Source organism: Ekhidna sp. (assembly GCF_965227465.1).
GTDB lineage: Bacteria > Bacteroidota > Bacteroidia > Cytophagales > Cyclobacteriaceae > Ekhidna.
The window spans coordinates 752,673-770,443 of record NZ_OZ245746.1; the positions used below are offsets into that span (position 1 = coordinate 752,673).

General features: G+C 38.9%; 21 protein-coding genes. 14 read left to right on the top strand and 7 right to left on the bottom strand.

From position 1 onward, the window contains the following. Positions 1 to 104: 104 nt before the first annotated feature. The 6 genes from ACO05G_RS03480 (at position 105) to ACO05G_RS03505 (ending at position 6,788) form a co-directional block, all read left to right on the top strand. Entirely contained in the window at positions 105 to 893 is a 789-nt protein-coding gene (locus ACO05G_RS03480; RefSeq protein WP_421764707.1) for a SprB repeat-containing protein, read from the top strand. Positions 894 to 913: 20 nt separating this feature from the next. Beyond that, complete coding sequence (locus ACO05G_RS03485) at positions 914 to 1,471, top strand: YceI family protein (protein ID WP_421764708.1); 558 nt, start codon at positions 914 to 916, stop codon at positions 1,469 to 1,471. After that, entirely contained in the window at positions 1,471 to 2,331 is an 861-nt protein-coding gene (locus ACO05G_RS03490; protein ID WP_421764709.1) for a DUF5777 family beta-barrel protein, read from the top strand. The genes ACO05G_RS03485 and ACO05G_RS03490 overlap by 1 nt, the downstream gene beginning before the upstream one ends. A gap of 288 nt (positions 2,332 to 2,619) precedes the next feature. Beyond that, on the top strand, positions 2,620 to 4,029 hold the full coding sequence (locus ACO05G_RS03495) for a M57 family metalloprotease (RefSeq protein WP_421764710.1): 1,410 nt from the start codon (positions 2,620 to 2,622) through the stop codon (positions 4,027 to 4,029). Positions 4,030 to 4,146: 117 nt separating this feature from the next. Next, entirely contained in the window at positions 4,147 to 5,589 is a 1,443-nt protein-coding gene (locus ACO05G_RS03500) for an amidohydrolase family protein (protein ID WP_421764711.1), read from the top strand. Positions 5,590 to 5,648: 59 nt separating this feature from the next. Beyond that, positions 5,649 to 6,788 (top strand): BamA/TamA family outer membrane protein, encoded by a 1,140-nt coding sequence (locus ACO05G_RS03505; RefSeq protein WP_421764712.1) that lies wholly within the window; start codon positions 5,649 to 5,651, stop codon positions 6,786 to 6,788. A 13-nt stretch (positions 6,789 to 6,801) separates the two neighbouring features. Here ACO05G_RS03505 and ACO05G_RS03510 read toward each other — a convergent pair whose 3' ends face one another. The 3 genes from ACO05G_RS03510 to ACO05G_RS03520 are packed head-to-tail and all read right to left on the bottom strand — an operon-like array spanning position 6,802 to position 9,121. Next, positions 6,802 to 7,929 (bottom strand): hypothetical protein, encoded by a 1,128-nt coding sequence (locus ACO05G_RS03510; RefSeq protein WP_421764713.1) that lies wholly within the window; start codon positions 7,927 to 7,929, stop codon positions 6,802 to 6,804. Continuing rightward, positions 7,926 to 8,282, bottom strand: a complete 357-nt coding sequence (locus ACO05G_RS03515) for a hypothetical protein (RefSeq protein ID WP_421764714.1) — start codon at positions 8,280 to 8,282, stop codon at positions 7,926 to 7,928. The genes ACO05G_RS03510 and ACO05G_RS03515 overlap by 4 nt, the downstream gene beginning before the upstream one ends. 56 nt (positions 8,283 to 8,338) lie before the next feature. Then, the gene (locus ACO05G_RS03520) at positions 8,339 to 9,121 is read right to left on the bottom strand and encodes a hypothetical protein (RefSeq protein WP_421764715.1); all 783 of its coding nucleotides are present in this window, start codon (positions 9,119 to 9,121) and stop codon (positions 8,339 to 8,341) included. A gap of 89 nt (positions 9,122 to 9,210) precedes the next feature. On the opposite strand from ACO05G_RS03520, the gene ACO05G_RS03525 reads away from it, so the two are divergent. The 5 genes from ACO05G_RS03525 to ACO05G_RS03545 all read left to right on the top strand — a co-directional run bounded on the left by ACO05G_RS03525 (position 9,211) and on the right by ACO05G_RS03545 (position 13,536). Further along, entirely contained in the window at positions 9,211 to 10,143 is a 933-nt protein-coding gene (locus ACO05G_RS03525) for an OmpA family protein (protein WP_421764716.1), read from the top strand. 462 nt (positions 10,144 to 10,605) lie between these two features. Then, positions 10,606 to 11,136, top strand: coding sequence for a hypothetical protein (locus ACO05G_RS03530; protein WP_421764717.1), 531 nt, complete (start codon positions 10,606 to 10,608; stop codon positions 11,134 to 11,136). A gap of 26 nt (positions 11,137 to 11,162) precedes the next feature. Beyond that, positions 11,163 to 12,026, top strand: a complete 864-nt coding sequence (locus ACO05G_RS03535) for a hypothetical protein (protein ID WP_421764718.1) — start codon at positions 11,163 to 11,165, stop codon at positions 12,024 to 12,026. 11 nt (positions 12,027 to 12,037) lie between these two features. Then, entirely contained in the window at positions 12,038 to 12,607 is a 570-nt protein-coding gene (locus ACO05G_RS03540) for a hypothetical protein (RefSeq protein ID WP_421764719.1), read from the top strand. Further along, positions 12,589 to 13,536, top strand: coding sequence for a TolB family protein (locus tag ACO05G_RS03545; RefSeq protein ID WP_421764720.1), 948 nt, complete (start codon positions 12,589 to 12,591; stop codon positions 13,534 to 13,536). Before ACO05G_RS03540 ends, ACO05G_RS03545 begins: the two co-directional genes overlap by 19 nt. Positions 13,537 to 13,547: 11 nt before the next feature. On the opposite strand, the gene ACO05G_RS03550 is transcribed toward ACO05G_RS03545, so the two are convergent. Then, positions 13,548 to 14,237 carry a LytR/AlgR family response regulator transcription factor gene (locus ACO05G_RS03550; RefSeq protein ID WP_421764721.1) on the bottom strand — a complete coding sequence of 230 codons (690 nt, stop codon included), beginning with the start codon at positions 14,235 to 14,237 and terminating at the stop codon, positions 13,548 to 13,550. Then, a complete protein-coding gene (locus tag ACO05G_RS03555) occupies positions 14,237 to 15,259 on the bottom strand; it encodes a sensor histidine kinase (RefSeq protein ID WP_421764722.1) in 1,023 nt (340 codons plus the stop codon). The genes ACO05G_RS03550 and ACO05G_RS03555 overlap by 1 nt, the downstream gene beginning before the upstream one ends. Positions 15,260 to 15,478: 219 nt before the next feature. Between ACO05G_RS03555 and ACO05G_RS03560 the strand changes: the two genes are divergently transcribed. The 3 genes from ACO05G_RS03560 (at position 15,479) to ACO05G_RS03570 (ending at position 16,896) form a co-directional block, all read left to right on the top strand. Then, complete coding sequence (locus ACO05G_RS03560) at positions 15,479 to 15,997, top strand: hypothetical protein (protein WP_421764723.1); 519 nt, start codon at positions 15,479 to 15,481, stop codon at positions 15,995 to 15,997. 218 nt (positions 15,998 to 16,215) lie between these two features. Then, a complete protein-coding gene (locus ACO05G_RS03565) occupies positions 16,216 to 16,428 on the top strand; it encodes a hypothetical protein (protein WP_421764724.1) in 213 nt (70 codons plus the stop codon). A 9-nt stretch (positions 16,429 to 16,437) separates the two neighbouring features. Then, positions 16,438 to 16,896 (top strand): hypothetical protein, encoded by a 459-nt coding sequence (locus ACO05G_RS03570; RefSeq protein ID WP_421764725.1) that lies wholly within the window; start codon positions 16,438 to 16,440, stop codon positions 16,894 to 16,896. A 56-nt stretch (positions 16,897 to 16,952) separates the two neighbouring features. Here the strand turns inward: ACO05G_RS03570 and ACO05G_RS03575 are convergent, their stop codons facing one another. Then, the gene (locus ACO05G_RS03575) at positions 16,953 to 17,273 is read right to left on the bottom strand and encodes a hypothetical protein (RefSeq protein WP_421764726.1); all 321 of its coding nucleotides are present in this window, start codon (positions 17,271 to 17,273) and stop codon (positions 16,953 to 16,955) included. Positions 17,274 to 17,297: 24 nt separating this feature from the next. After that, the gene (locus tag ACO05G_RS03580; protein WP_421764727.1) at positions 17,298 to 17,603 is read right to left on the bottom strand and encodes a hypothetical protein; all 306 of its coding nucleotides are present in this window, start codon (positions 17,601 to 17,603) and stop codon (positions 17,298 to 17,300) included. Positions 17,604 to 17,771 lie beyond the last annotated feature (168 nt).

Genomic DNA, 17,771 nt, shown 5'->3' on the forward strand with positions numbered 1-17,771 from the left:
TTATTACTACCTGTGACGGGTTTGTATCAATTCTTGACGGATTTGTATTAATCATAGCTTTTCACTCGATCTAGCTTTGTAATCACTTAAAAAGTATTAGTGATATGACAAGCATTTTACAGAAGTTGATATTAATTGCTTCACCTTTCTTTATTCTCTCATGTATTTCAGAACAAATCGGACCTGAGGTCGATTGTGTGACTTCTCCAGTCGAGATTACAATAGATCAGTTAGTTGACGCCAACTGCGGAGCTTCAGATGGTTCTTTTTTGGTAATCGCGGATGGAGGTATTGGTCCTTATACTTTCAGTTCAGATTTTGAATCTAATAGCGATGGAAGTTTTACTCAATTAGCATCCGGTAATTATGCTATTTCTGTCACTGACTCTGTCGGTTGTGCATCGGAGATAGATGTTACCATCAAGAATAAAGGAGGTGTTAATTTAGATGAGATTGTCACTACGGATTCGGGATGTGGCACTAGTCAAGGAAGCATAGACGTGACTGCTTCCGGAGGAGTAGAGCCATATAGTTATTCACTCGATGGTGGATCCGCTCAGGCAAGTAACACGTTTGCTGGCTTAAGTCACGGATCTTACGATGTGGTGGTAGAAGATGCCACCGGGTGTGAAACCACGCAAAGTGTAAATATCCTCTCTGGAATAAGTTATCAAAACCCTATAAAGTCCATCATTGAAAATAACTGCGCCATTTCCGGATGTCACAACGGAAGCGTGTCGCCTGATTTACGAAGTTTTAGCTCCATCCAATCCAATGCTGATAGAATTAAAGCAAGAACTGCGAATGGATCAATGCCAAGGGGCAGAACCCTCACTCAAACTCAAATCGATCAGATCGCCTGCTGGGTAGATGATGGGGCACCAAATAATTAAACCACATAAAAAAACCACATATGAACACAATTAAAATCTTAGTAATTGCGATGTTTTCGCTTCTATCATGCAATTTGGTCAAGGCCCAAAACGTGCTGATAGACAAACAAGGAGTTGCATATTTTTTCTCGGAGGCGCCATTGGAAGACATTGAAGCAACCAATGATCAGGCCGTCGGAGCAATTGACCTCAATAAGGGAACGGTTGCAGTCTCTATGTTGATCAAGAATTTTCATTTTGAAAAAAGTCTCATGGAAGAGCACTTCAATGAAAATTACCTGGAATCAGAAAAATATCCGAAGGCTTCTTTTAAGGGAAAAATCGTCAACTTCGAATCGCTTGACTTTTCAAAATCAGGGATACTTACAGCGAAAGCTGAAGGCGAATTGGAAATTCATGGAGTATCCCGACCTATAGAGAGCGAGGTGACTTTTGAAATTCTGGAAAATGAAATTAAAGCGAAAACTATTTTCAAAGTAGCGCTCGAGGACCATAAGATCAAAATCCCCAAACTGGTTATCAAGAACATTGCTGAGATAGTTGATGTAGATGTTTCATTCAATTTTGTGAAGAAATAATGAAGAAGTTAATTCAAGGATTGCTGTTCATTATGATAGCTATTCCAGTAATGGCACAGGATGATTTACTTGCGATGGTTGAGGACGAACAATCCGATCAACCAACTTTAGTTGAGGCAACTTTTAAAGGAACCAGAGTCATAAATGGACATTCCATAGAAACACGAAAAAAGGGAGTTATGGATTTCATCATTTCTCATCGCTTTGGGACCATTGATGGAGGTAGTTACGAGCTCTTCGGATTGGATAATGCTACTGTCAGAATTGGTTTAGAGTACGCAATCACAGACCGGCTGTACATTGGTTTGGGCAGAAGCTCTTTTGAGAAAACTATTGATGGGTTTGTCAAATACAGGGTGCTTAGGCAAATGGATGGAGCCATGCCAATATCTGTAACCTGGTTTAGCTCTATGTCAATCAAAACATTAAGAAATCCGGAGTTGGAATTATCTTTTAATGAAAAGTTAGCGAGTACGAATCAGTTATTGATAGCTAAAAAAATTAGCCCGAATGTATCTGTGCAAATAATGCCGACATGGGTGCACAAGAACTTGATAGCTGAAGAAGACTTAACCAATGATGCTTTTGGAGTTGGTATTGGAGGCAGGGTAAAACTTTCACCTCGTCTTGCGGTGGTTGCGGAATATTACTACATGGCGGAGAAGATCAATGAGGACACATTCAATCCGATTGCAATTGGTTTGGATATTGAAACGGGAGGACACGTATTCCAACTGCAATTCACCAACGCCACAGCAATGGTTCCTAAGGGATTTCTATCTGAGACAAATAATGATTTTTTTGATAGCGAAATCCATTTTGGATTTAACATATCACGGACATTTCAAATAAATGAGTAATGATCTAGGCTGTGGTTAAACATGTGGTAGTGTGCATCTAACTAAGGGGATGCCACAGGCAACTCAATTTGAGTTGCCTTTTTTTATGGCTTTCCAGCTAAACCAAAAAATGTATAATGATTGTCAAAAGGGAAATCCTTTAAGAAAAGAATAATCTGAACATTTAATTACCTAATACATAGTCAAATTTTTATTTTACTAATAACTAAATACATTATTAACAATTAATAATTTTATTAAATTGAATATTGATAATAATCATTTATTAAGAACCTAAAATTTAATGCTATGAAGAGGAAAACAACTCACCTTAAAGGGATTGTATTCAATGCAATCCTTTTAATCATTCTACTTTTTACATATTCCTGCTCCGAAAATGTCGAAGAAGTTTACATACAGGAGGAATTTGGAGAAGTTCCGGAAGAAATCAAAGCCAAGCTCGAGAAAGCAGGTTTTGATACAAGCGAAGGGTTACGGACGTTTAGAGACGGCTACATTGTGGAAACAGATATTTTTCTCACTGAAGAGAAAATTGATGCTTTGATTTTGTCTGAAGGAGATGGGCCTACTAGTGAACATTATCGCACAAATAATCTAGTGGAAGGGTGTAGAACTATTCAAGTATTTATGGATCCTGACTTTGGCGACTTTATGCAAGATGCTTTTGATGAGGCACTGGGAAGATATAATGCATTGGGTTTACGTCTAACATTTGCAAGGACACTTAATGAGAATAACAGCGACATTGCTTTTGATGCTTTTTTTGAAAGGAGCCGATTGTTAGGATTTAGCGATGGATTTCCAGTTGGTGGCGATCCGGCTGAAAATATAGCGCTTAATACGTTTCATTACAATGATGCGGCTGCCCGCCCCGACGCGGCTACTACCATTGCTCATGAAATTGGCCATGCTATTGGTTTTAGACATACCGATTTTATGAATAGGGTTTTTAGCTGTGGAGCAAACGAGACTGTGGTCAACGAGGGAGCAGGGAATGATGGTGCAAATCACATCAATGGCACTCCTGTAGGTCCCGAGGCAGGTTCTTGGATGTTGGCATGCAGTAACAACACCAATAGGCCATTCACAAATAATGATCGAATTGCCCTAAATGATACCTATGGTGGGCTGACGATAACAGGTAATACACTTGTATGTACCGGGAACAACACCTTTACATTAAATGATGTGCCGGCTGGAAGTGTGGTCACCTGGCAGGCTACTCCGGGTAACCTACTGGTTCAATCAACAGGAAATGGAGTAACAGCAGTATTAAGTGCCAATTCTAGTAGTGTAAGCTCAAGTGGTACACTCACGTATACCGTAACCCTGAATGGCGAGACTTGCAATATTTCCACCAATATTTGGATTGGGAGACCTGCGTCACCATCGTCGTTATTTGGTCCTTCCTTAGTGAGCTATGGTGCGCTTGTAAATTATCGTGGAGGGATAGCTCAGGGTGCTACGTCGTATAAGTGGTATTTACCTTATCCTTACAATCCAAATGCTTCTGTGGTGGTTGATCCCTCACGATGGGGAATTATATCTGGAGGAAACTCAAGATATATGACAGCCATTGCAGGACCAAATAATGGATTAGTGCAGGTAATGGGGGTAAATGCCTGTGGTACAGGAGGAGCCAAAATCATGAACGTCACAGTAACTACATCAGGTGGTGGTGGAGGCATAATGCCTTAAGGACCCAAAGCCATTATTAAACATAAAAAAGCGCACTTGCAGTGCGCTTTTTTTATGTTATTAAACTTCTGTGTTATTTACCACGAATTTTAATAACGTTAAAGAAACCTTATTTGAATGAAACAACTTTATGTGATCTTGACCACTTTGGTCTTTTGGATACCCACATTTGCTCAGCGCGATAAATCACCGGAACTACTCATCTCCAATGTCAACATCATTGATGTGGAAGAAGGTGTTGTGAAAACCGGAATGAATGTATTTATCAAAGGAGATCGTATTCATGATGTGACAAAATCAACCGCCTCTGATGAAGCAGCTACATTTATTGTGGACGGCACAGGCAAATACTTAATTCCTGGACTATGGGATATGCATGCCCACCCTGATGATCCCGAAATGTGGAGAATGAATCCGGATGAGGGAAGCAGAGACTTATTGATGCCTCTTTTTGTGATGCATGGTGTTACAGGAATTCGAGATATGGCAGGCTCGCTTCAGGTAGTTAATGATTGGCGTGAAAAGATAGCCAGTGGAACATTGATTGGACCTGCCATCTATGCGGCCGGTCCGCTGATTGATGGCCCCAATCCCATGTGGGACGGATCAATTGGAATCCCTTCCACCAAACATGTAAAGCAGAAGGTTGATTCTTTAATAGATGCAGGAGTAGATTTTCTGAAAGTGTACTCTTTGTTACCGGATACCATTTATTTCGCCATGAGTAAGTATGCCCGATCAATTGAATTTCCATTCTGTGGTCACGTCCCGCAAACCGTGACCAACTATGACGCTTCTAAGTCCGGAATCAATAGTCTGGAACACTTATTGGATATTCCACTGGAATGCTCCTCCCAGGAAGAGCGTATTCGGAACAGGGACATTGACTATGGAGCTGTAAATGACCGATTAGGACAATATGTTTTTAGAAACAAACTCATCATCGACACTTATGATGCTGAGAAGGCACGGAGATTATTCAAAACGTTTGTAGAGAATGAAACATGGCATACACCGACCATTTCCATGTGGTATAAGAATGCCTGGTTTGAAACAGAAAAAGTTAAAGATCAGGCATACTTCAAATATTTACCAGCCTATATGAAAAAATACTGGACTCCTCAGTTCAACGATCACCTTAAGTTTCGCAATAAAGAATTTTTGAAGGTGAAACAAGCCATGGTAGATCACTACATGCGCATCATTAGAGACATGAATAAAGCAGGAGTGAAGTTGCTGGCAGGAACAGACACAGGAGCCAACCCACTTTGTTGGCCTGGTCTTGGGGTGCATTTGGAAATTGAAATGTTTGAAAAAGCAGGACTTTCACCGCTTGAAGCATTGCGAACGGCGACTATTAATCCAGCCATTTACCTTGGCATTCTGGAAGACTATGGTACAGTTTCAAAAGGGAAATATGCTGATTTGATTCTGCTTACTGAAAACCCGTTAGTATCCGTTTCCAACACGCAAAAGATCTCAGGGGTCGTGAAAAGCGGCACTTACTTTAGTAAAAAAAGGATCGAAGAGTATTTAGAGGAGATAGCAGAGCGACAATAAGAAATTTTTTAACCTTTTCTATCATCTAAACCTTGGGAATCTCGTTTCACGTACTTTGAATGAATCATTGCGCTAATTTTCGGTTAGTCTTCATACTACTATGTGTGTTGTTTTCTGCATCCACAGAAGCTCAGAATGATGGGTTAGTAAAGCGAGTTTGGAACTCAGTATTCAATGATACCACTTCGATTGAGCGCCCCAAGTTTATCGCATATCCTACCATTGCTTATGCACCGGAAACAAAATGGGAGTTTGGTGCTAGTGCCATCTATGTGTACTATGCCAATCGGGATACAACTAATCGCTTAAGCGAAATCAATGCATTTACATTTATCACGTTGGAGAAACAATACGGACTGTGGATGGATCATGCACTTTACAGTGATAAAAGTTCTTGGTTTTTCCTCGGCAGAGTTCGATTGCAACAGTTCCCGCTATTATATTTTGGAAAGGGCCCGGATACAGATGGAGAGGAGCTCGCCCAAATTAATGCAGGAAGTGTAAGCATCAGGGAAAGAGTGCTTCGGAAAATTACAGGTTCATTATACCTAGGAATTGAAACTGACTTTCAGCGTCTATCGAATGTTGAGTTTAATCGTATTTCCGAGCGTTCATTTGAGATACCAGCAGGATTAAGCAAGTACACCAACTTCGGGTTAGGTATTGGGCTGGTTTACGATAACAGACACAATGTTTTGAATGTACGTGAAGGCTTCTTTGGTGAGATGGGGTTTCTGCGATACAACGATGCTTGGGGAAGCGACTTTTCCTTCACTTCATACTTTTTTGATGCTCGTTATTACCTACCTACTACATCTAATCAGGTGTTTGCATCTCAAATCTATTTTTCGGAAGTAGATGGATTGGCGCCATTTAATCAACTTTCCCTGATGGGCGGAGAGACCCTCATGCGGGGCTATTACCTGGGTCGGTACAGAGACCAAACACTACTTGCTGCACAGACAGAGTATCGTTTCCTTCCCTTTACATTTAGCAACCGCTGGGGAGCAGCTGCATTTATTGGAGCTGGCACTGTGAGCGATGGAGCCAGGAATCTGGATTTCAGTAAATTAAAAGTTGCCGGAGGCACTGGTGTTCGCTTCCTGATTTTTAAAAGCAAAGACATTTTTACCCGTTTTGATGTGGCGTTTTCAGAAGATGGTTTGGGGTATTACTTCTTTATCGGTGAGGCGTTTTAAGATGTTAATTATATCAAAACCTTCTACAAGACCAGGTTCTCAAAATATCGCAATTTGTAATGCAATTTGAACAGCTTAATGCCTGGTTTTCGGATCCTGCTTCAACCTCATTCGTAATCCCACTTTGAGTATTAAATATTTCATATATGCATACTTGGTTTAGTAGCATATATCCTTCATCAAAAGCACAACTTCGCGCTTCATTTAAACTATTAGCTAAAAAATTAACTGTTCCCGCACATCCTCGTGGCTGCCTAATGTATACAGTGTAGTTATAAAAGTTTTCGTCAGCAAACTCACCGCTACATGTGCGCATTGGCACACAGATATTACTTTCACAGTTTGAAGAAGCACAATCTTCATTGGTATTACACCCACTATCGTTTTGACATCTTTTACAACGGCCTCCACAATCTATATCACTTTCATTTTGGTTTTGAATACCGTCAGAACAAGTCGGTGTATGACAAACACCATCTACACAGTCACCAAGGCAATCACTATCACTATTGCATAGCATCCCCTCCCGACATTCCTGGCAAGAACCACCACAATCAATATCAGATTCATCACTATTTTGGATTGCATCATCACATGCCGGTCCGTTTGAACACCTCCGAATACGATCATTACCAGATACCTCTGAAACAATGCATAAAGACTGTGCATTGCTAATCATATCTTCGATTTCGTAAGTTGAAAACCCCTGACCGCAGAAAAAGTATTGCGGTGTACCTTGCCACAAGTCTTCAGACCAGAATACTAAAGTTGTTGACATTGGCCCGTCGGTATTTGGATCTAGCCCGCATTGTAATTTGAAATTGGTCAGAGTGGATGATCTGACAAGTTCTATGATTCTTTCACGACTGAAAAATGCAGGATCGTTTTGTAGATCAAATGGATATTCTGTTAAACCTGTCAAAGAAATGGTTATCATTCTGTTTTCAACCTGATCGCTGGTAAGGTAGAGGATAGCATTCCCATCTTCTCGCCAAGCGGCTGCCAGAATCGTTCCTATCGGTTTCAACAGGTCTTTAAAATCTTCCTTATTCTCATTGGTAGAAGCAACGTTTAGAAAAATTCCGACGCTTATTGAGAGAAAAGTGAGAATAGCGTAAGTTATCTTAGATGTTGTATTCATGCTAGTGACTTTATGATCAAATAGGATAGAATACCGCCAAAGACAATGTAAATGATGTCCAGCAAGTCAAATACTCCTTCGAGTATCAAATCACGTTGCATTAATTCCAGGACACAATTGGTGACTACCCAAAAAAGACAACAGACAAATGGTCCAACATGTAGGTGTCGAGCAAAACTGTAGGTGATTAAGGAAAATGCTGCTGTGTGAGTAAAAGAGGGAAGGTTGTCAGTGGATAAATAAATGAAATCAAATTTAAGATCTCTCAACAGGTATGTTGTAAAACCCAGCAGAAGGAATATGATTCCAACAACAAGCAATCTATGTCTAGATATGTTGGTGAAGACATGCATAACGGATTAGTTATTAGGAAGATACAAAAAATTGATAAAAATATTATCAGCTATTACTAAAATTCGCTATTGTTTTTGGTATGTTCTAGTTCATACAAAAACCTCCGTTCTGCACCGTTTGCTTTTCTGAAATCGAAATGAAGGTTCTTATCCTCGAGAGGGAAGCTTATTCGATGATGCTTCTTTATTTCTCCGAAATTTTTGAAAAGAATTTTACCGTAATAACGCTCTCCGGGATAGATGATTTCTCGATCAAACAGTTCATCAGGTAAATAGGTCAATTCAATGTGTGCATTCTCACTGCTTTTTAAAGCCACGTCAGTAAGAACATCAGTTGCGATCAAAGTGGTGGCAGTTATCAGATCGCGAGTTGCCGATTTATTTTCATCTTCATGAGTCCAGTATGATTTACGATCGTCTTCCTGATCTTTTATTGCATCATAAGTGCTGATAGCTGCACCTACCAGGAATAAGAAAAGTGCTGCAGCCTCGCCATCTTTCTTCTTTGATTTGAAAAATGCATTGACCTGATCTGAGGTCATGACAGGAGTGACTTCAGGAAATAGCTTGGCTTCTTCATTTCTGTATGAAAGTTGATGTGCATACTTATACATTTTCTTTAAGTTGATGAAAATAGGCTGGGTGCTTTTGTTTTCTATCTCCATTCCAAAGACGTAGTGATCGCCTTTTGCTTTTAGGTTAACCAAGGCAACTGTTACCGAGTCAAGTTCAATGAATGCCTCATGATTTTTCTTTTCGATGCTGAAATCGTGTGGAACCAAGCGTGCAGGTAGGCAACTGATTAATAGAAGAGGGACTAGTGTTATGGTGAGTTTCATAGCTAGCTAAAAACAATTATGAGGCCAAAGTGGATTATTTATAATAGCAACTTGATTCAAGCGTTCAAATTCTGAAACCCTTGCTTATAATGAAAGCTTTTGTTTTCGTCCTCTATTTCATTTCGTTTCATTTTGTTCTTCACGCACAAAGGGATGGAACCCAGTACGCAGACATCCTGGTGGATGCCAAATATGTAAAATGGGATTCAACATACGATCGCTTTTACGGCTCCAGTTCAATTACCTATAGTCCCCTTATATATATGGATCCGAGAGCTGTTTTGGGTAATAATACGTATTACATCAGCATTCCCATAAACAGCTACATTATAGTTGGTTTTACAGATAACCTGATTTTTGATCAACCTAATCAACCGGATTTTTTTATTGATGAGAAGGATAATGCTGGTGATCAGGCTGCAATCTATGTGAGTAATGATGGCATTGAATATACCTATCTGGGAATTGCGAGTGGAGGTAGAACGAATGCGATGGATTTACAGGACATTAACTTTCGGGGACTTGTAAAGTACGTGGCGATTATAGGACTGGACACAAACGGGGATTCTCCGGGATTCGATTTAATCCGTATTTATGGATTACCAGGATCTACTGTAGGGAAATATATTGAAGAAGATTCATTAGGGCACTACCTTGAAAAACCAAATCCCCACGGACGGAGGTTGCTCCTTAAACCCGTGCATTTCGAATTCAATAGTCATCAATTACTCCCTGAAGGAATTGAATACCTGGAAAGTCTAGCCAGTTATCTAAAGAAACACCCAGACGTCATGCTATTAATAGTGGGACATACAGATGATATTGGTTCAAAATCATTTAATGAAAAACTTTCACTCAAACGAGCCCAAAGTGTACGTTCTTTTCTCATTAAAAAGGGTTTTAGTTCATCCAACATTCAATTTAAAGGGGTGGGCGATACGGAACCTTTATTTAGTAATAAAGATGAAAAGGGAAGAAGTAGAAATCGACGGGTTGAGTTGATCAAGTTGGACTCAAACTGATTGCTCAGATAGACCGGATGATATTCAAGACTTCCTAACCCATGTTCTTTCTTATCTTTTCCCCAAGTAATAATCCATTCATAATTCTTAAATATTTCCTTTGACCTACATGAGATTGCTGTGACAACCTTCCAGGGTTTGACGAAAAGGCATTGAATCCGCCTTTGGGCGCTTTTCTGCTTAAAAAAGGCATTTTTAAACAAGTAGATTTATACAGACTTGATTTATTTATATGTGTGCTCGATGTTCTTAGATGATAACTTTTCAATCCTAATGATCGATCTGCACAAGACTTGCATAAGCAATCATTCAATTTAAATAGTAAAGTAGCTATTTGAAATAATGTGTATTTATATCTGGGACATCTTTCCGTTGCTTATCTGTAAATTCAAGAATATGAAAGTGTCAATCGCTCTACCAAAACATAAGTTTTTCCTCAACTTAACAATAACCCTGTCATGTATGTTATCCTATTCACAGGAGTCAGCGAAAGACAGTCCGTTACAAGTTTTTGATTACTACATGGGGGTATGGTTACTTCCTTCAGATCATCCTGGAGTATTGAGGAATCCAATACTTGCAGATTTACAAGTCATCAATTTTAGTTGGGGTAAACAAAAGAAACTCATTCATTCATCGACTGGGATTGTATCAGTTAATAAGAAGATTCCCTTTTCTGAAGGCATTATAACTGTTAATCCAACTACTAAAAGTATCACATGGTTAGAATATCAATATGAGGGGGATTTACTCTTTGAAGGCGAATATATCCCACTAGATAATGGTTCTCTTCAAAGGTTGTATACCGTCAGATATGTTGAGGGTGATAAAACAATACCAAATCCTGACGAACCCGGATGGTCAAGATTATATCGTGAAACATTTATACCATTTTCGAAAGATACTATTGACTGGGTAACTGAAACATACATTGATGGGAAATGGATAGAGGCGGGAACACCGGGTGGATCCAGCGCTGTACGAAAGAAATAATGGAAATCAATTGAAAATCAGAGATCATGACTATTCACAATAAATCTTCAAGAAGAGCATTTTTTAAAAGTTCGGCATTTGGCTTATTAGCTGTTTCGTTTCCTGGCTTTGCAAATGACTCAATTGAATCAGCCTCACGCAAGAAAAAAAGTAATGAAGATGCTCTCTTCTACCGATACCCGGCCTTAGATGATGAATCTGTGGCTGGGGTTGTCGGTGCATCCCACGGTAGGTTTGATAAAGTAAAAGAACTGGTTGAAAAACGTCCGGAGTTGGCAAAAGCTTCATGGGATTGGGGGTTTGGGGATTTTGAATCAGCCATTGGAGCTGCAGCTCATATGGGTCAAAAGGAGATCATAAGGTATCTTATACAAAAGGGTGCAAGGCCAGATATTTTCACTTATGCAACCCTTGGAGAAATAGACGCGGTAAAAGCAATGATTGCTGCTACTCCGGGAATTGAAAGGATACACGGGCCTCACGGCATTACCTTGATGGAACATGCTAGAAGTGGGTTATGGGATCGAAATATTTCTGCTAAAGACAAATCGATTGCCAATGAAATGATTGCATATCTAAAGACAGTGGAAGGCTCGCATCAACCTGCTTTGGATCTGGGCTTGACTTTAGAAGAACAAAAGGTGTATTTCGGAGAATATCGATGGGGTCCGGCAGATGATGAAGTATTCTATGCTGATTTAAATATGAGAAAACTATTACAGTTTGGACGAAAAGGTACTTTCGGCAGATCATTGAATCGGGTAGGAGATCACATGTTTACACCTGATGGAGCTCCTTCTGTGAAAATTAAATTTAAGGTGGAAGGAGACAAAGCGATTGCTGTGACCATTCATGAGCCAAATCCAATACTTACAGCAACTAGAATCTAAGTTTTTTGACAATGATTAGATATTCATTCATGCTATTGCTGATGGTTCTTTCATGCTGCAATATTGTTTGTGCTCAGGAATTGAATGAAACCACCGAGTTAAAGCGTAAGCTCCGAACCATTAAAGATTTTTATCAAAATATAACGGCTGGAAGCGGTATTTGGGTGAATAAATTGAGTGATTTTGACCAAAATGACCCCAAAACATTTTCTCAATTTATTCTGAAGTTTAAGTTACAAGATTCAGTCAGCGTTAGAGGCCAGATTCTGGGAGTGACAAATAGTAATGACTCGATCGTTTTTTGGGATTTTTGGGAGTTTGCTGATCTAAATGGTGGATTCACCCGACAAGTGCAGCGATCACCATCTGGTCATTATGGGATTGGGAACGCAACCTACTCTGAAAGTAATTGGCGAAGTGAAGAAATCAATTTTAATTATTCTAACGGTGAGAAAGGTAGACATAGAAGTACTCATAAAATGACCAATAAAAATATGATGATCTCGATAAGCGAAAATTTCGATGATGAGCAGCAAAAATGGATAAAATCAGCTCCCAGTAAATGGATACGAGCAAAATGATAAAACATACCACCATAGGAATAGCATATTTACTAGCACTATTAACTTTGGTATCTCGGAGTGCTTTAAGTCAGGATTTCCCAACAATGACAGCTATAATTACTTCCAGTGATAGGCACCCGTCTTTGTCACCGGACAATCAAAAAATAGTGTTCTCAACCGGGCAAGGTTTTGACAGAGATCTGGCAATCATTGATTTGTCTACAAAAGAAATTATACCGATTACGAATAATGATGATGAGGATAGTCACCCTAGATGGTCACCAGATGGGGAATGGATAGTTTTTCAAAGAGAGGATACACTTGGCAATAGGGATCTATTTGTGATTAAAAAAGATGGGACAGATGAAAAGAACTTAACTAATACGCCAAAATATCGGGAGCAGCATCCAGCATATTCCTCCGACGGATCATTGATTGTATTTGATGGAAATAGAGATGAAAATGATTTAACCGCAGAGGAGCAGAACTATGAAATATATTCCTTAAACACTAAGACAAAAGAAATCAATCGATTGACCAATTCCAGTTATTGGGATATGTATCCTTCTCTTAGTAGTGACAATACGCATTTGGTCTGGAGAAAAGAGGTAAGAATCGATTCAACGGGAGCAAAGAACTTTGAGATATTTATAAAAAATTTAACTACTGGTGAAATGAAGAACATCACCAATGATCCTGCTTATGATTCCAATCCTCATTGGAATCCCTCCGGAGATTTCATTGCTTTTGGCTCTCGTAGAGAGGGCTCATTTAATGTGTTTCTGATTAAACCGGATGGAACTGGATTAAGGAAAATAACCCAGGCAGAAGGCAGAAGTATCGGTTTTAATATCCCTACCTTTTCTTACGATGGAAAGAAAATTCTACTTGACAGATACGTTAAAGGAGTATCAGATCTAGTCGTGATTGATCTTGAAAATGAATAATTGAGGTTTATTTAAGCATTATAGCTTTTCAGAATTTTTAAAACTGCATCCTTGTGATTGCCCCCAATTGGAATTGATGTTGATCCTACATCCAGATCTTGACCGGTGTAAGATTTAATTTTTGAAATATTAACGATATATGAGCGATGAGATCGGATGAAAAGCTCAGCAGGTAGAACATCTTCCAGATAACTTAATTTCTGATAAGTAATGAGTGTACGGTCTTTACAAAACACGCGCACATAATTGCTCAGCCCCTGGATATACACTATTTCGTCCAGATAGACCTGAACCATCTTCATATCAACTCTGAGATAGATATAAGGCTTTGATTGGATCGTATTCACCGGCAGAGCCATCACTCGATTCAGAGCTTTAAGAAAACGTTCCTGTGAAATAGGTTTAAGGAGGTAATCAACGACATTCAATTCAAACCCATCAATGGCATATTCTCTATAGGCGGTTGTGATAATGATCTTAGGTGGGTGTTCCAGGCTTTTGGCAAACGAAATACCATTTACATGTGGCATTTCAATATCTAAAAAAATCAAATCAATTGGATGGTCTTGCAATAATTGATTGGCCTCAATTGCGTTATGGCATTTGCCCACAATTTGAACCTGATTAAATGGTTCAAGGTATTTTTCGATTATCTCTTGAGCTATTGGCTCATCATCTATGATTAGACATTGGAGTTTCATTACTTCCTTATTCTCAAATCCACACTAAAAACATCTTCTGACTTTTCACAAGTTAGTTGATATCGATCTTCAGGATATAGTAGATTCAGACGTTTTTGGACATTTTTGATCCCTAATCCATTTCGCCCATCATCATTTATTTTTTCAATATCAAAGACACGGTTTTTGATTGTAAAATGTAACTCTGCCGAGTCAGCCTGGATGCTAATTGCAATCCAACCATCCTTTGAGCTTTTATTGATCCCATGTTTAAAACTATTCTCGACAAATGGTAGCAATATTAATGGAGGGATGTAGAAGTCCTCAATGTCGCCGGACACATCCATTGTCACTGTAAACCTATGCTTATACCTAATTTGCTCAAGGGCAATGTATCGTTCAATTTGTTCTATTTCCTTCGATAGAGTAACGAAATCTTTGTCTGAGTCATATAAAACATAACTCATAAGTTCTGACAGCTTCATAACAACCGAGGGTGTTTCATCAGACTTTTTTAAAGCCAATCCATACAAGGTGTTAAGTGTGTTAAAAAAGAAATGTGGATTGATTTGCGAGCGCAGATAGCTAAGCTCTGCCTTTAATTTTTCGCCCTCCAGCATTTCAGCTCTTCTTTCGGAGCTAATCCATCGATTCATAATCACCAGCCCAATCAAAAAGAACATAGGTGATAGGATGATCATGGCAGATTGCAGGAACCTATATACTTGCCAAAAATCTCCATGATCCCAGGCGGGAAATAAAATTGAATCCAAATAATTGTACATAAGCATTCGGTGAAGAAATGCAGCGATGATGATGCTAATTGTGGTGAAGATGATGTATGCAGAGACTTTTTTTTTAAGAAGAGTCCTGGGGATGAGCCAGAAATAATTGAAGTAAAAAACAGCTAATCTAAATGGTAAAAAACCTAACTCAATATAAAATGCTTCCTTGAACTTATTCGAGTAGCCCCCCTCGACAAAGGTGAATAAAGCCGAGTAACAGATCCAAAACAGGATATGAAAGTAAAATTCCTTTTTCAAGCCTTTTGTATGCGAAAATAGAAGATAATGATTTTACAGTTTGGCTTAATGAATGATTTTCACATGTTGTAGTTTCAGATACACATCAGAATTTTATGAATCAGCATAATCATTTTCTGATTTAGAATAAATGATATTTTAAATCTTAACAAGCCAATTAAATTACATTATTACCATCATAGATTGATTAGGAAATTCAATCTTAAACTACTTATCCGAATGAAAAAATATGGTACGTATACATTATTGATTATTTGTTCAAGCATGCTTACAGCGCAGAATCTGAATAGCTCTACTGATCAGATTGAATATCAAATTGGCAAATGGCAGGATGATGAAGTTCAAGAAGCCAATGATGGTAGAACCTATCAGTTTAACTATGAGTTAAAGTGGTTTGATCGTAAAAATACCATTATTAAAATGCATATAACTGGTGTGTACAGTGATGGGGAGGTTAGAACTTTTTGGGAAGGCTTTAAATACTGGAATATAGTTGAAGAAAAGTTTCTTTATAATGGATTTAGTCCTGATGGAAGAATTGCTTCAGGATACCTAAAATTAGATAATAAGATCATCACAACTCACTATTCATCAAATAGTCCAAATGGGAAAATCCAAATTAAAGATGTTGCCAATAAGATTGACAATGATCACTTTACAACAATCACCTATTTAAAAATGCCTGGTGAAACTGAATGGAAAGTAGTTAATGAAGATAATTGGACAAGAATCGACTAATTAGGGTAAACCTGCATGAGCACATAATTTCCTGGATTATGAGAATATATGCTTGGGAGCTACCGAACCTCTTTATAGTAACACCAAAGGGGAGGATCGAAAAAGAAATCAACGGGTTGAGTTGATCAAGTTGGACTCAAACTGAAGGTCATATCTTTTTCTCTTCCTTTCGGTTAATTGATTGTGCCCAATGCATAATGTGGTAACTTGAGTGCTCAATGGGAGAACTCCTGGACAAACAGCACAGATTTTATCTTCACAATGAGCAAGAGCTGATTGAGAGATACAAGGGCCAATACATTGTCATTCATGATGAACAAGTTGCGGACTCCTTTGGCTCTGAGCGAGATGCCTATATCTATAGTGTCAAACATTTTCCGATCGGAACATTCCTGATTCGTAAAGTGCTTCCCAAATCTTCACCTGCTTAACACTATTGCATGCTGAGTATTTCCAATACCATATCGATAGACAAGCCTCTTTCGGAAGTTTTTGCATTCGTTAGCGATCAGCGCAACAATCCCAAATGGAATTATTATGTCATGAGCGTTGAAAAAACCAACGAAATAGAGGGTGTGGGAGCTGAATATTTACAAACCAGGAAAAGCGATGAGCAAAAATTTGGAGTCGTAGTATTTAAAGTGAATAAACGTTTGGTTATTCAGTCCATACCGGGTCAAAGACTTAAAGTCAGGCGTGAGCTTATATTCAAAGGAAATGAAAAACAAACAATCATTTACGATCAGATCGATTTCAAAGTTCCGCTACCAAAGTTCCTTTCTTCGTTGATCCTTAAAGGTCCAAGAAACGGAGTTAAGCAGAATCTTGCAAAGCTCAAACAGCTTTTGGAAACGGGACATGTAGTGCTGCAAGATGGAAGAGAGGTTCTTTATAAATAATCACTAGTTCAAAGCCACCAGGTCTTCTATAGATAGAAGACCTGGTGGATAAAGTATCATTCTTCTTCCACTCCCAGACAGGACCTTAATCCCTCGTCACAAGTATCGAGGCAATTCTGGCGCTCTGTGTAAGGATTGCCACAGGCTCTCAGACAGTTATTAAATGCCTCCATGGCATCTTTGTCGGTCCGGTCATCCGGTAATAGGTCGCTACATCCCGAAAGGCATTCCTGCCAGGCTTCAGCATCCACTTCGGGGCAATTTTCCTTACATTCTGTCCATTCATCCACACAATCTTTAAAATCCTGATTGCAAGAAGTTCCGAGCATAATCATGACTAGAAATAAGGAAAGGATAATTGTTTTTTTTGATTTCATAAGGTATAATGTTTAGGTTATAAATCATTCTTCTACGCCAAGACAGGATCTTACTTGATCATCACAAGCGCTAAGGCAGCTATCACGAGTTCGGATGCTGCTTATATAATTGGTCCTGCAGTTATTGAAACAATCCTGGTAGCCAGGAGACAAGATATTGCCGCATCCAGCCACACATCGATGATATTGTTCATAATTTACTTCCGGACACTCTCCCTGACAGGCTTTCCAGTCATCATAACATTCCTGAACGTCACCGTTACAGGACACAACTCCAGCGAATAATATTACAGCTATTACCAAGAAATACGATGGTTTGTACTTTTTCATAACGGATTAAGTTGTTAATTACTTTTCTGAAGGTACTTATTTTTTGTGAGAAAGGGAAGGTCCAAGAAACGGAGTTAAGTAAAATCTCAAACAGCTTTTGAAACGGGACATGTTGTACTTCAGCCTGGGAGAGAGGTTCTTTATAAATAGCTTCCCCCCAATTGATTT

Excerpts from the sequence above, each read along its gene's own strand:
- ACO05G_RS03480 (WP_421764707.1), top strand. The coding sequence starts at position 105 with ATGACAAGCATTTTACAGAAGTTGATATTAATTGCTTCACCTTTCTTT.
- ACO05G_RS03485 (WP_421764708.1), top strand. The coding sequence starts at position 914 with ATGAACACAATTAAAATCTTAGTAATTGCGATGTTTTCGCTTCTATCA.
- ACO05G_RS03490 (WP_421764709.1), top strand. The coding sequence starts at position 1,471 with ATGAAGAAGTTAATTCAAGGATTGCTGTTCATTATGATAGCTATTCCA.
- ACO05G_RS03495 (WP_421764710.1), top strand. The coding sequence starts at position 2,620 with ATGAAGAGGAAAACAACTCACCTTAAAGGGATTGTATTCAATGCAATC.
- ACO05G_RS03500 (WP_421764711.1), top strand. The coding sequence starts at position 4,147 with ATGAAACAACTTTATGTGATCTTGACCACTTTGGTCTTTTGGATACCC.
- ACO05G_RS03505 (WP_421764712.1), top strand. The coding sequence starts at position 5,649 with ATGAATCATTGCGCTAATTTTCGGTTAGTCTTCATACTACTATGTGTG.
- ACO05G_RS03510 (WP_421764713.1), bottom strand. The coding sequence starts at position 7,929 with ATGAATACAACATCTAAGATAACTTACGCTATTCTCACTTTTCTCTCA.
- ACO05G_RS03515 (WP_421764714.1), bottom strand. The coding sequence starts at position 8,282 with ATGCATGTCTTCACCAACATATCTAGACATAGATTGCTTGTTGTTGGA.
- ACO05G_RS03520 (WP_421764715.1), bottom strand. The coding sequence starts at position 9,121 with ATGAAACTCACCATAACACTAGTCCCTCTTCTATTAATCAGTTGCCTA.
- ACO05G_RS03525 (WP_421764716.1), top strand. The coding sequence starts at position 9,211 with ATGAAAGCTTTTGTTTTCGTCCTCTATTTCATTTCGTTTCATTTTGTT.
- ACO05G_RS03530 (WP_421764717.1), top strand. The coding sequence starts at position 10,606 with ATGTTATCCTATTCACAGGAGTCAGCGAAAGACAGTCCGTTACAAGTT.
- ACO05G_RS03535 (WP_421764718.1), top strand. The coding sequence starts at position 11,163 with ATGACTATTCACAATAAATCTTCAAGAAGAGCATTTTTTAAAAGTTCG.
- ACO05G_RS03540 (WP_421764719.1), top strand. The coding sequence starts at position 12,038 with ATGATTAGATATTCATTCATGCTATTGCTGATGGTTCTTTCATGCTGC.
- ACO05G_RS03545 (WP_421764720.1), top strand. The coding sequence starts at position 12,589 with ATGGATACGAGCAAAATGATAAAACATACCACCATAGGAATAGCATAT.
- ACO05G_RS03550 (WP_421764721.1), bottom strand. The coding sequence starts at position 14,237 with ATGAAACTCCAATGTCTAATCATAGATGATGAGCCAATAGCTCAAGAG.
- ACO05G_RS03560 (WP_421764723.1), top strand. The coding sequence starts at position 15,479 with ATGAAAAAATATGGTACGTATACATTATTGATTATTTGTTCAAGCATG.
- ACO05G_RS03565 (WP_421764724.1), top strand. The coding sequence starts at position 16,216 with ATGGGAGAACTCCTGGACAAACAGCACAGATTTTATCTTCACAATGAG.
- ACO05G_RS03570 (WP_421764725.1), top strand. The coding sequence starts at position 16,438 with ATGCTGAGTATTTCCAATACCATATCGATAGACAAGCCTCTTTCGGAA.
- ACO05G_RS03575 (WP_421764726.1), bottom strand. The coding sequence starts at position 17,273 with ATGAAATCAAAAAAAACAATTATCCTTTCCTTATTTCTAGTCATGATT.
- ACO05G_RS03580 (WP_421764727.1), bottom strand. The coding sequence starts at position 17,603 with ATGAAAAAGTACAAACCATCGTATTTCTTGGTAATAGCTGTAATATTA.